General features: G+C 55.7%; 12 protein-coding genes, 1 tRNA gene and 4 pseudogenes. 13 read left to right on the plus strand and 4 right to left on the minus strand.

Going from position 1 to position 11,394, the window contains the following annotated elements:
- Positions 1-11 precede the first annotated feature (11 nt).
- Positions 12-830 carry an NADPH-dependent 7-cyano-7-deazaguanine reductase QueF gene (gene queF, locus A3OI_RS0117315; protein ID WP_018405490.1) on the plus strand — a complete coding sequence of 273 codons (819 nt, stop codon included), beginning with the start codon at positions 12-14 and terminating at the stop codon, positions 828-830.
- A gap of 26 nt (positions 831-856) precedes the next feature.
- On the opposite strand, the gene A3OI_RS24120 is transcribed toward queF, so the two are convergent.
- Genes A3OI_RS24120 through A3OI_RS24130 form a run of 3 tightly spaced genes read right to left on the minus strand, consistent with a single transcriptional unit; the run spans position 857 to position 1,844 of the window.
- Complete coding sequence (locus A3OI_RS24120; RefSeq protein ID WP_026224272.1) at positions 857-1,087, minus strand: hypothetical protein; 231 nt, start codon at positions 1,085-1,087, stop codon at positions 857-859.
- Between the two features lie 14 nt (positions 1,088-1,101).
- Complete coding sequence (locus tag A3OI_RS24125; RefSeq protein ID WP_026224273.1) at positions 1,102-1,485, minus strand: hypothetical protein; 384 nt, start codon at positions 1,483-1,485, stop codon at positions 1,102-1,104.
- Positions 1,467-1,844 (minus strand): MASE2 domain-containing protein, encoded by a 378-nt coding sequence (locus tag A3OI_RS24130; RefSeq protein ID WP_026224274.1) that lies wholly within the window; start codon positions 1,842-1,844, stop codon positions 1,467-1,469. Before A3OI_RS24130 ends, A3OI_RS24125 begins: the two co-directional genes overlap by 19 nt.
- Before the next feature lie 118 nt (positions 1,845-1,962).
- On the opposite strand from A3OI_RS24130, the gene A3OI_RS0117335 reads away from it, so the two are divergent.
- Complete coding sequence (locus tag A3OI_RS0117335) at positions 1,963-2,517, plus strand: nitroreductase family protein (protein ID WP_018405491.1); 555 nt, start codon at positions 1,963-1,965, stop codon at positions 2,515-2,517.
- Between the two features lie 82 nt (positions 2,518-2,599).
- Here A3OI_RS0117335 and A3OI_RS20740 read toward each other — a convergent pair whose 3' ends face one another.
- Positions 2,600-2,866: a hypothetical protein gene (locus A3OI_RS20740; RefSeq protein ID WP_228703028.1), complete on the minus strand. Its 267-nt coding sequence runs from the start codon at positions 2,864-2,866 to the stop codon at positions 2,600-2,602.
- Positions 2,867-3,046: 180 nt separating this feature from the next.
- On the opposite strand from A3OI_RS20740, the pseudogene A3OI_RS0117345 reads away from it, so the two are divergent.
- The 11 genes and pseudogenes from A3OI_RS0117345 to yajC form a co-directional block, all read left to right on the plus strand.
- Positions 3,047-3,685: pseudogene (locus A3OI_RS0117345) on the plus strand (flagellar hook-basal body complex protein); the annotation flags it as partial.
- A 157-nt stretch (positions 3,686-3,842) separates the two neighbouring features.
- Positions 3,843-4,340, plus strand: a complete 498-nt coding sequence (locus A3OI_RS0117350; protein WP_018405494.1) for a flagellar hook-basal body complex protein — start codon at positions 3,843-3,845, stop codon at positions 4,338-4,340.
- A gap of 30 nt (positions 4,341-4,370) precedes the next feature.
- Positions 4,371-4,967: a flagellar basal body L-ring protein FlgH gene (locus A3OI_RS0117355; protein ID WP_018405495.1), complete on the plus strand. Its 597-nt coding sequence runs from the start codon at positions 4,371-4,373 to the stop codon at positions 4,965-4,967.
- Positions 4,952-5,908, plus strand: coding sequence for a flagellar basal body P-ring protein FlgI (locus A3OI_RS0117360; protein ID WP_018405496.1), 957 nt, complete (start codon positions 4,952-4,954; stop codon positions 5,906-5,908). Before A3OI_RS0117355 ends, A3OI_RS0117360 begins: the two co-directional genes overlap by 16 nt.
- Positions 5,909-5,926: 18 nt before the next feature.
- Positions 5,927-6,233: pseudogene (locus A3OI_RS20745) on the plus strand (rod-binding protein); the annotation flags it as partial.
- Positions 6,234-6,261: 28 nt separating this feature from the next.
- A pseudogene (gene flgK, locus A3OI_RS22375) lies at positions 6,262-7,935 on the plus strand (flagellar hook-associated protein FlgK).
- 30 nt (positions 7,936-7,965) lie between these two features.
- Positions 7,966-8,397: pseudogene (gene flgL, locus A3OI_RS0117370) on the plus strand (flagellar hook-associated protein FlgL); the annotation flags it as partial.
- A 130-nt stretch (positions 8,398-8,527) separates the two neighbouring features.
- Positions 8,528-8,614 (plus strand) — tRNA-Leu (locus A3OI_RS0117375).
- A gap of 45 nt (positions 8,615-8,659) precedes the next feature.
- Entirely contained in the window at positions 8,660-9,763 is a 1,104-nt protein-coding gene (gene queA / locus A3OI_RS0117380) for a tRNA preQ1(34) S-adenosylmethionine ribosyltransferase-isomerase QueA (protein WP_026224276.1), read from the plus strand.
- A 10-nt stretch (positions 9,764-9,773) separates the two neighbouring features.
- Entirely contained in the window at positions 9,774-10,895 is a 1,122-nt protein-coding gene (gene tgt / locus A3OI_RS0117385) for a tRNA guanosine(34) transglycosylase Tgt (RefSeq protein ID WP_026224277.1), read from the plus strand.
- 43 nt (positions 10,896-10,938) lie between these two features.
- Positions 10,939-11,301: a preprotein translocase subunit YajC gene (gene yajC, locus A3OI_RS0117390; protein ID WP_018405500.1), complete on the plus strand. Its 363-nt coding sequence runs from the start codon at positions 10,939-10,941 to the stop codon at positions 11,299-11,301.
- Positions 11,302-11,394 lie beyond the last annotated feature (93 nt).

Consider the following 11,394-nt stretch of genomic DNA (forward strand, 5'->3'; position numbering starts at 1 on the left):
CAGGAAAATTTATGACACTTGATAACGCGCCGCTGGGGAAAGCCAGCGAATACCCGGACACCTACGATCCCGGCCAGCTGTTTCCGATCCCGCGGCTGCACAACCGCCAGCGTATAGGCCTGGAAGATGGTCGCTGGCCCTGGTTTGGCGGGGACTTATGGCAGGCTTGGGAAGTGTCCTGGCTGCGCCCTGGCGGCGTGCCGGTGGTGGCCTGGGCGGAAATCGAGTTTCCGGCAGAATCGCCCCAGCTGGTGGAGTCGAAATCGCTGAAGCTGTATCTGAATTCACTGAACCAGACCGTGTACGCCAGTGCTGAGCGGGTTTGCGAAGTGATCGTTGCAGACTTGTCTTCAGCCTGTGGCGCCGCGGTTCGGGTGACCCTGCACAGCGTAGATGAAGGCGCTCTGGCCCAGGGGCGGCCGCAGGAATATCAGCTGATTGATGACGAACCTTTGGCGGACGTGGTTTACGGCTACGCGCCAGAGTCCCTTGTAACCGGTACAGAGATCGTCAGCGAAAAGCTGTGTTCACACCTGTTGAAAAGCAATTGCCCGGTAACCGGGCAGCCAGACTGGGGTTCGGTATTAATTGACTATACCGGGCCGGAACTGGATCGGGTTGGCCTGCTGCGCTACATAGTGAGTTTTCGCCAGAAGCAGGACTTTCATGAGCACTGCGTAGAAACTCTGTTCACGGATCTGATGCGCCATTGCAAGCCGCAAGCGCTCACTGTGGTCGCCCGCTATACCCGCCGCGGCGGTCTGGATATTAATCCGTGGCGCAGCACCCGTGCTGATGCCAATTCCGGCCCGCGCCTTATACGGCAGTAGCCTTTTATGAGTCGCGCTTGTGCTGTCTAGTCCCGCTGATGGCGCAAGCGGCTAGAGGCTTCGTCTAACGCCCGCAGTATGGCGGTTCGGTCGTTTTGGTTCACTTTTTCCGAATCCAGATACAGGGTAAAACCACTGTGTTCGTGTTCCAGAAAGCTGCGGTTGCGGCCCAGGTCGCAGCGGTAATCGATTACCTGATACACCGCAATGGGCCTGCTGAAGCCCTTAACCGTTACCTCGCCTTTATCGCGGCACATAATGCTGTCTTTAATCAGTGAAAAGGCTTCATGTGTTTGCGCATGTCGATGGCCATAGACACGCAGGCCAATGTATCCGCCCGTTGACCACGGCTGGTGGGGTCGCCAAAAAAGATCATGATGGAGTCGCCCATAAACTTGTCAATGGTGCCACCGTGCTTGAGGGCAATTTGCGACAGTGCGATGGACTGTTCGCGCTGGGTCTGAATCAACGACGTTGCTTGGCGTAGGGCTTTGGCCTGCTGGTGGGAAAACAGTGCGGTTGCGCAAACGTAAACACCGGCTACGATCACTGCTAGCAAATCTGTATAAAGGGGCAGGGTGATGGTGTGGTCGGGGTTGAACAAAAAGAATGTGGCCAGCGCCGACGCAGACAGTATCAGGCTGCCCAGGCCCACTGCTTTAAACCACCCACCACAAAGCAGGTGAACGTCACCATTAAGGCAATGGTCGCGGCGGAAATGCTGACCAGCCCCAAGCTTCCGATAAACGCCCCGGAAATGGCGCAATCTATCAGCAACAAATTCTGACGAACAGTGGTTGAGTTCCGCTTGCGGCCATCCAGGGCAAACAGCTGGGCCAGGTGTGGCCAAACGATGGCGAATCCCGCCATGCCAAAGAGCCACTCTGAGTAAAGCCCTTCAGCAACACCGGCGACCATAATCACGGCCATAGCGGCGTAACCCAGTATGCGGCCAAGATAATCGGGCATGATGGGCGCGGCGGCCGCCGGTTTTTTTGCGGATAATCCGTTCATTTCAGAATTGAATCCTTGCGGTTAGCATGTTTTGAGCATGACCCAGGCAATCGCCAGCAGGTACGGTTACCGTATTTGCTCAATTAAAACGCTTTATTTTAACACCTGACAGGATTATATGACGGCTATCAGCGATTTTATTCTTGCCCGAAGCTCTGAGCCCCGGCTGCAGGCACCGGCGCCGGGGCCAGACGTTCTGGCGCAGGCTTTTGCCTGTGCGGCACGAGCACCAGATCATGGCCTGTTACGGCCCTGGCGTTACCTGGTAGTGGAAGGCGAAGGTCTTGAGCGCTTGGGCGACTTGTTTGCAGACACCTACGATCCGGAAGCAGATGAGAAAACCCTGGCGAAACTTCGCAAAGCGCCGCTTCGGTCGCCCATGGTGATTATCGCGATTGCGTCACCGGTCGAACATCCGAAAATTCCGGCCAGCGAGCAAGTTTTGTCCGCTGCAGCGGGCACCACTTTGCTGGAGCTGGCGCTTCAGGATGCGGGCTTCGGTGTTATGTGGCGAACCGGGTCGCCGGCTTATAATCCGGCGGTTACACGGGCGTTGGGTTTGAGCGAGCAGGAATCGGTGATTGGCTTTATTTACACGGGCAGCGTTGTTTGTGCCAAGCCTGCGGTGCCGCGTCTTGAGCCGGCGGCGTTTGTGTCGCGCTGGCCGCAGTAGCCAGCGCCTATCTACGCTTGGAGAGCACCCTTAATAGGGCACCCTTATAGAGCACTCCCCAGAGCACTCTTTAGGGCACCCATTAGAGTTCGTTCAGTAGCTCCAGCGTGTAGGCCAGGCGCTGGGGCGCTGAATCCATTTCCAGAATTTCCTGCATGAGCTCAGGCTCAAAGTGCACCACGCCAAACAGCGCCAGACTGAATTGGCCGTCGGTTTTTGCCTGCCATTCTTCTGATTCCGCCAGTTGTTTCACTGATTTTCGAATCGCCGGGTCGCCGTGGCCCAGAGCGACCAGTCGATGCAGAATTTTATCAACGTAGTCGCGAAATACCCCATCCAATTGACTCAAGTGGAGCGGGAGCGACTTCCCTAACATTTGGGTGGGGATGGATAGCGTGACCTCGACAGAGGTCTTGTCTTAGCAAAAGCGCTGTGGTTATATACAGTATGACTGAGTTCACCAAAACCCTCAAAGTCCGAGTTCGGGACAAACACGCTAATGTGCTGCGCCGTCAGGCCGCGGCTGTCTGAGCCGGTGGGCGGTACTGACATTACCCCGTATGCCGCAGTGTTTGATCAAAGTGGCAAACTGGCGTCGATTAACGGTAACACTAACGGTGAGATTTCTATTACTGACTGGACTCCAAAAGACGGGAGTGGAATCGCCAATGGCGCCGATGGGCCACCTGCAGATCCTTTACTTCCGATTCAGGATCCACCGGACAGCTCTGCGTTTATATTGAATTTGGGTAGTACTACTCAGTACGGCGCGGCCTTCGGAGTAAATGATCAGCGACAGAATGGTTACACCACCGGCCGGCTGTCGGGGCTGGATGTGTCGCAGCAAGGTATCATTTTTGCTCGCGACACGAACGGCCAGTCCAATTCCTTAGGGCAGGTGGCTTTGGCCAGTTTTAACAATACCGACGGGCTGTCACCGTCTGGTGATACAAGCTGGGTAGAAACCTTCGACTCTGGCCAGGCGGTTATCGGTAGGCCCGATACCGGAACCCTGGGGGCGATTCAGTCCAGCTCGGTTGAAGAATCCAACGTAGACCTGTCTGCGGAACTGGTGAACCTGATTATTGTCCAGCGTAACTATCAGGCCAATGCCAAAACCATTGAAACCTCGGATGCGGTCACCCAGACCATCATCCACCTGAGGTAAGCAATCCAGCGCCCGCCAGGGTGCTTTTAGCAGAACCGGGCCAGATAAGGCCCGGTTCTGCTCACTCCTGAGCTTTTCTTATTTCGTTGCCACTCAAACTGGCACGACTCCTGCTTGAGGACTGGTAACAGTCAAATATCCGGCAGGAGCCTTCCCCATGGACAAAGCCCTTTACATCGGAATGTCCGGTGCCAAGCAGAACATGCTGGCCCAGCGCGCCCACGCCAACAACCTGGCGAACGTGAACACCACCGGTTTCAAGCGCGACCGCGCGGTGTTTCAGGATCTGCTGTATCAGGTGAAACGCCAACCCGGTGGTTTGAACACGCAAAACACCGAACTACCCTCCGGGTTGCAGTTGGGTACCGGTGTGCGGGTTGTGGGCACCGCCAAACAGTTTACTCAGGGCAACTTGCAGATAACCGAGCAGCCGCTGGATATGGCGGTTAACGGTCGCGATGGCACTGTAACCGCTGTCACCGATGACCAGGCCGGGCTGGGCTCGCTGGAGCAGGGCTCTATTGAGTCTTCCAACGTGGAAGTGGTGGAAGAGCTGGTGAATATGATTACCACCCAGCGCGCCTATGAAATGAACTCGAAAGTAGTATCGACTGTTGACCAGATGCTGCAGTTCATCACCAACAATATTGGTTAACGCCGGTTGTTGCCGGCCAGAGGTTTCGCTATGACAGCTAACGCCGTTTTTTTACAGTTCCGCCGCAGCGCCAGCGTTGCGTTGGTTCTGGTGCTGGCGGTGCTTCAGGGTTGCGCTGCCATGAGCCGGCCCCGCGCCATGCCGGATGACCCGGAATACGCTCCGGTGCGGGCCCAGGCGATGATGCAGCGCGATCTCGAAACCGGTTCTATTTACCAGGTTAGCCGCAATTACAATTTTTACGGCGACACAGTAGCGCTCAATGTGGGCGATGTGCTTACGGTTACCTTGGACGAGTCTACCCGCGCCAGTAAAAACGCGGAAACCAGTATCTCGAAAGACAGTGACATCAGCCTGGCCGGCAGCATCACCGTAACGGTCACCGAAGTATTGCCTAACGGTGTGTTGCGCATTCGTGGCGAGAAGTGGCTGTCGCTGACCAATGGCGAAGAATACATTCGCCTGACAGGATTGGTGCGGCCTCAGGATATCAAGCCGGACAATACTCTGGCGTCTAACCGCATTGCCGATGCCCGCATTGCTTACGGTGGCACCGGTGATTTTGACCAAGCCAACCAGATGGGCTGGATGGGGCGTTTTTTCAACAGCGAATGGTGGCCTCTGTGAACCTTTCCAAAGTGATTCTGTGTAAAACGAATGTGCGCAAATGTTTGGCAATAGCATTAATGGCGTTAATGGTGGCTTCGCCGGTGATGGCTGACAGGCTTAAGGATTTGGCCCGCATCAAAGGCGTGCGTGACAACCAACTGGTGGGTTATGGTCTGGTGGTTGGCTTGGCCGGCAGCGGCGACAAAGCGCCATTTACCAACCAGACCTTCCGTAACATGATGAACCAGTTTGGCGTCACTCTGCCGGAAGGCGTTGATCCAAAACTGGCGAACGTTGCTGCGGTGACGGTGAACGCTACCATTCCACCGTTTGCCAAGCCCGGTCAGCAAATCGACATTACCGTGTCGTCTATCGGCAACGCCAAAAGCCTGCGCGGCGGCACCCTGCTGATGACCACGCTGAAAGGCGCTGATGGCAACGTGTATGCGCTTGCGCAAGGTAGCCTGATTGTCGGTGGCTTTGGCGCCGAAGGGCTGGACGGCTCGCGCATTACCGTTAACATTCCCAGCGCCGGCCGAATCCCCAACGGCGCCACCGTCGAGCGCGAAGTGGCTTCGCCGTTTAACCGTGGCGATACCGTTACGTTCAATCTGTTGCGCTCAGACTTCACCACCGCCCGTCGGGTTGTTGAAGCCATCAACGGCAACCTGGGCCCGGATATGGCTTACGCCCACGGCAACCTGACGGTGATTATTCAGGAAAACCCCAATGCGGTGCAGCCTAATCCGTTAGCGGCTGGCAACACCGAAGTGGTGCAAGACTCTCAGATTGCGGTGACCGAAGACCCGGCTCGCATGTTCAAGTTTGGCCCTGCGGTCACCTTGAACGAGATAGTTCAGGCGGTAAACCAGGTGGGTGCGGCTCCGGGTGACGTAATGGCGGTACTGGAAGCGTTAAAACAGGCCGGTGCACTGCGCGCCGAGCTGATTGTAATCTAGAGTAGCAGGGGCAGAACGATGCAGGACTACCGGATTCAACAGGCCAATGTCTACACCGACTTCGAAGGCTTGAACGCGCTGAAAACCCAGGCCCGTACCGACAAGGAGTCGGCACTGAGGGAAGTGGCGCGGCAATTTGAAAGCCTGTTTCTGGCGGAAATGCTCAAGTCTATGCGCAAAGCCGGTGATGTGATGGCGGAAGGCAACTACCTGAACACCAACGAGAGCCAGGCTTATCGGGATATGTTCGACAATCAGATAAGTCTGTCGATGGCTGGCAACCAGGGTACCGGCCTGGCGGACGCTTTGGTGCGCCAGCTCAGCCCGCGCGCTTTGAATCTCCGGAACAGTTCGTGCAGGCCCTGCTGCCCATGGCGCAACGCATCACCAACGCCAACACACCGGGCTATAGCCGCCAGGAGGTGCAGTTTGGCGTTCAGACACCGCAGCGCACCGGCGCCGGCAGTATTGGCACCGGCGTCAATGTGGAAAACATTCGCCGCCTGGCAAACGAATACCTGACGCAGCAAATCCGTGAGGATTCCAGCCTTGAGGGTGAGCAAAGAACCCTGAACAACGAGCTAAGCCGGTTGGATAACCTGCTGGGTGGCGAGTCTACGGGCCTCAGTAAGGTCTTGAACAACTGTTTTGCCAGTCTGCAGAACGCCGCTGAAGACCCTACTTCATTGCCCCAGCGCCAGCTTGTAATAAGTGAAGGCCAGCAAGTGGTAAACCGCTTTTCTGCGCTCAATGAAAAGTTCATTCAGCAGCGCGAATCGGTCAAAACCCAGATGCAGCAGGGCGCTAAAGACGCCAACGCGCTGATTGCCAGTATTGCCGATCTGAACTCGGCGATATCCCAATCCCCCGGCCTTGCCCAGGGCAGAATGCCCAACGATCTGCTGGACCAGCGTGATGAAAAACTGCGCCAGCTGTCTGAACTGGTCAGCATAAAAATCAGCCCAACCGAAGGCGCGCAGGTGAATGTCACCCTGAACAACGGCCAGGGCCTGGTTATAGGCAACATTGCTGCAGAACTGGGCACTCGGCCCAGTGCCTCTGACCCCTCAATGCTGGAGTTTACGCTGGGCACCAGTGGTCGGGTTGTGAACATCGACAGCCAGATTGAGGGTGGAAAACTGGGCGGCCTTAGATACTTCCAGCAGCAGGCCTTAGCGCCGGCGTTTGACGAGCTCGGCCGTATTGCCATTGCGCTGGCCGATACCATGAACAGCCAGCATCAGATTGGTATGGACTTGGAAGGTGAGTTGGGTGGGCTGTTTTTTAAGAACTTCAATAGTGATGCTTTTCAGAATAGTCGGGTAATTCCTAGGGTCTGTTGACAATTTCTCTTACCTTTCAAAGACTTACAGTAAATTGTCAACAGACCCTAGCCCTGTGCGAGCCGAAGGGCGCGAGATCAACACGGGCTCTGGTGCTATCAGTCAGGGCACCATGTTGGGGGTGATTGACCCGATCATCGATTTGCCAATGAGAGTTGAATTTGTCGACGGCAGTAGTAGTGGGCTGGCATATACAGTTTTTAATCAAGTAACACCCCCGTGATCATTGCAGAACCATACATCGAGGGTCAGGGACTGTTTAGCGAAGACCCATTAAATGCCCTCTACGAAGGCTTCCAGTTTAACTTCACCGGACAGCCCAAGGTGGGTGACATTTTTGATATCGAATTTAACGCAAACGGCGTATCCGACAACCGCAACGCCGAGTCTCTGGCATCGTTTGGCACAAAAAACACACTGAACAACGGCAGCCAGAGTTTTGCCGAAGGCTATGCCGGGCTGGTGGAAACTGTGGGTGTGCAAACCCGCCAGAGCCAGCTGGATCTGGCGGCAGGAAAAACCTTGCTGGAGCAGTCGTTCAATCAGCGTGAGTCGGTTTCCGGGGTGAATCTGGACCAGGAAGCCGGCAAATTGATTCAGTACCAGGCCGCTTACAACGCGTCGGCCAAGGTGATTACCGTTGCACAGGACCTGTTCAACACATTGCTGCAAACCTTCCGCTAAAGCGGGCAAGGTTCAAAAAGGTAATGCGAGATGATTAGAATATCTTCACAACAAATCTTTTCCGGCGGCATCAACCGGCTGCAGGATCTGAGCGCACAGCTGAACAAAACCGACGAGCAGATTGCCACCGGTAAGCGCGTCAATCGGCCGTCGGACGACCCGGTAGCAGCAGCGCGGATTCTGAAGCTGGACCAGGAAGTGAGTCGCATCGAAACCTACGAGCGTAACGCGCAACTGGCCAACAACCGGCTGGGCCAGGAAGAGAGCTCCATCTCAAGCTCCCTGGACATTCTGCAGCGCGTGCGTGAGTTGACGGTGCAGGCCGGTAACGGCTTGCTGTCTGCAAACGATCGCCTGTCTATCAGTTCGGAAATGAAAGAACGCCTGCAGCAGCTGGCGCAAATGGCCAATACCCAGGACGCTTCTGGCGAATATATTTTTAGTGGTTTCCAAGGCGGCACAGCAATCGTTTGCACGGGTATCCCAGCTGTCGTTGTTTGACCGTTTGTAAATTATTGCCAGGGCAGGGCAATTGTTCTGCTTTTGTTATTGATTTCAGGCTCAGCGTCAGTATAATTGCTCCTCTTCTGATGGCGGCGTGGTGGAATTGGTAGACACGACGGATTCAAAATCCGTTGCTAGTGATAGTGTGGCGGTTCGAGTCCGCCCGCCGCTACCATATATTTATAAGCCGCACCCTGCGGTTTCGTGCATAGTCATTTTCATGAATGTCTCCGATTTTCGTTTTGACTTACCGGATGAGCTGATTGCCCGCTATCCGTTGAGTGAACGCTCTGCTTCCCGTCTATTTTGCCTTGATGGCCTGTCTGGCGATATGAATCATCGCCGTTTCACAGACCTGCTCGATCTTCTGCAGCCCGGTGATTTGCTGGTGTTCAACAACACCAAGGTGATTCCTGCGCGTCTGTTCGGAAAAAAAGAAACCGGCGGTGCGGTAGAAATTCTGGTGGAGCGCATTACCGGCGATCAGCAGATGCTGGCCCACGTGCGCGCGTCAAAATCCCCCAAGCCCGGGCAACAGGTATTGTTGGAAGACGGGACTGCGTTGAACGTTATCGCCCGCGCCGATGCATTGTTCGAGTTGCAGGCTGACGGCAGCGAATCACTGCTGGATATTCTTGATCGCCTGGGTCATATGCCCCTGCCACCTTATATTGATCGCGCGGATGAGGCGTCTGACCGGGAGCGTTACCAAACCGTTTATGCCCGCGAGGCCGGTGCGGTTGCCGCGCCAACCGCTGGCCTTCATTTTGATGAAGCGCTGCTGCAGAAGCTCGCAGCGATGGGCGTAGACTCCACGTTTGTGACCCTGCATGTGGGCGCCGGCACCTTTCAGCCGGTGCGGGTAGACAAACTGGAAGATCACGTAATGCATCATGAGCTGGCTCATGTGCGCCAGGACACGGTAGATGCGGTGGCCCGCACCCGCGCCCGTGGCGGCCGCGTGATTGCCGTGGGCACCACCTCGGTGCGCTCGCTGGAATCAGCCAGTCGCCACGGCGACCTGCGCCCGTTTACGGGCGACACTGACATATTTATTTACCCTGGTTACAGCTTTCAGACCGTAGACGCGCTGATCACCAATTTCCATTTGCCCGAATCAACGCTGATCATGTTGGTCAGCGCCTTCGCCGGTTACGAACATGTGATGGGTGCCTATAAAGAAGCCGTGCATGAACGCTATCGCTTTTTCAGCTACGGCGACGCCATGTTTATTACCGGACAGCTGCCCAGCCGTGGCATGCTGCAACGGAGCCGCAGGGCGGCCCCGAAACACAAGAATCCCACGGAGAAACCCGGTGACTGACGCCTGTTTCATGAGCTTTGAAAAACTGGGTGAAGACGGCCGTGCGCGCCGTGGCCGCCTGACCTTTCCCCGCGGTGTGGTGGAAACGCCGGCGTTTATGCCCGTTGGCACTTACGGTACAGTGAAAGGCATGCTACCCCGTGACATCAAGGAAATTGGCGCCCACATCATTTTGGGTAATACCTTTCACCTGATGCTGCGCCCGGGCACCGAAGTGATCAAAGCCCACGGCGACCTGCACGATTTTACCCAGTGGCAGGGGCCGATTCTGACCGACTCCGGCGGCTTTCAGGTGTTTAGCTTGGGCGAAACCAGCAAAATTACCGAGCAGGGCGTGATTTTCCGCTCGCCGGTGGATGGCTCGCCGGTGGAGTTGAACCCGGAAATTGCGATGCAGGTGCAGCGCGACCTGGGTTCTGACATCGTGATGATCTTTGACGAATGCACGCCTTACCCGGCTACCGAGAAAGAAGGCAAAGATTCGATGGAGTTGTCGTTGCGCTGGGCGGCCCGAAGCAAGAATGCCCATGAGGGGAATCCGGCGGCGCTGTTCGGCATTGTGCAGGGCGGAATGTACGAAGGCCTGCGCCAGCAGTCGCTGGACGGCCTGACCAACATCGGTTTTGACGGTTACGCCATTGGCGGGCTGTCGGTGGGCGAGCCCAAAGAGGACATGATTCGCATTCTGGACGACTTGCCGCCAAAAATGCCTGCGGACAAGCCCCGTTACCTGATGGGCGTAGGCCGCCCTGAGGATATAGTAGAAGCAGTGCATCGCGGTGTGGATATGTTTGATTGCGTAATGCCTACCCGCAACGCCCGTAACGGGTATCTGTTTACCGCTACCGGCACTGTTAAGATTCGCAACGCCAAAAACCGCCACGACACCGCGCCGCTGGATGACAGTTGTGACTGTTACACCTGCCAGAACTTTTCCAGAAGTTATCTGCATCATCTGGATAAGTGTGGAGAAATGCTCGCTTCGCAGCTGAACACCATTCACAATTTACGCTATTACCAGAACCTGATGAGTGGATTGCGTGGGGCCATTGAAGCAGGTACATTGTGCAACTTTGTAACCGAATTCTACGCCTTGCGCGGCGCAACTGTGCCCGAGCTTAGCGGCGCCTGAACCTGTTATTCACACTTTATTATTCAATTAACGGAGAAAATGCATGAAATCGATCAAATTACTCGTTGCCGCACTGCTGGCACTGGCTCCCACGCTGGCAATGGCGCAGGACGCGGCCGGCGGTAGCATGGGCATTATCGGGCAGGTTATCTTTTTTGCCGGCTTTATATTGATTTTTTACTTCCTTATCTGGCGTCCGCAGTCCAAGCGCGCCAAAGAGCACAAGTCATTGATGTCCGGCCTGAACAAAGGCGACGAAGTGGTTACCTCTGGCGGTATGGTTGGCAAGATCACCAAAGTGTCTGACGACTTTATTGTTCTGGAAGTGGCCGACAACGTTTCAGTTCGCATTCAAAAAGTGGCGGTTTCCGGTGCTTTGCCAAAAGGCTCGTTGAAAGATATCTGAGCCGCGCCAACGGACGTTCAGCCGGGCTTTTCAGCCCGGCTGGTTCTATCTGGCTGAAACACCACGGTCGGCGCCAGCCCGGCTTATAGGAAC

The sequence above is a fragment of the Marinobacter gelidimuriae genome (genome assembly GCF_000372805.1).
Classification (GTDB): Bacteria; Pseudomonadota; Gammaproteobacteria; order Pseudomonadales; family Oleiphilaceae; genus Marinobacter; species Marinobacter gelidimuriae.

Bases quoted from the DNA above. Each gene is read 5' to 3' on its own strand.
- queA (WP_026224276.1), top strand. From the start codon at position 8,660: ATGAATGTCTCCGATTTTCGTTTTGACTTACCGGATGAGCTGATTGCC.
- A3OI_RS24130 (WP_026224274.1), bottom strand. From the start codon at position 1,844: ATGAACGGATTATCCGCAAAAAAACCGGCGGCCGCCGCGCCCATCATG.
- queF (WP_018405490.1), top strand. From the start codon at position 12: ATGACACTTGATAACGCGCCGCTGGGGAAAGCCAGCGAATACCCGGAC.
- yajC (WP_018405500.1), top strand. From the start codon at position 10,939: ATGAAATCGATCAAATTACTCGTTGCCGCACTGCTGGCACTGGCTCCC.
- A3OI_RS0117360 (WP_018405496.1), top strand. From the start codon at position 4,952: ATGGTGGCCTCTGTGAACCTTTCCAAAGTGATTCTGTGTAAAACGAAT.
- A3OI_RS24120 (WP_026224272.1), bottom strand. From the start codon at position 1,087: ATGTGCCGCGATAAAGGCGAGGTAACGGTTAAGGGCTTCAGCAGGCCC.
- A3OI_RS0117355 (WP_018405495.1), top strand. From the start codon at position 4,371: ATGACAGCTAACGCCGTTTTTTTACAGTTCCGCCGCAGCGCCAGCGTT.
- tgt (WP_026224277.1), top strand. From the start codon at position 9,774: ATGAGCTTTGAAAAACTGGGTGAAGACGGCCGTGCGCGCCGTGGCCGC.
- A3OI_RS0117350 (WP_018405494.1), top strand. From the start codon at position 3,843: ATGGACAAAGCCCTTTACATCGGAATGTCCGGTGCCAAGCAGAACATG.
- A3OI_RS0117335 (WP_018405491.1), top strand. From the start codon at position 1,963: ATGACGGCTATCAGCGATTTTATTCTTGCCCGAAGCTCTGAGCCCCGG.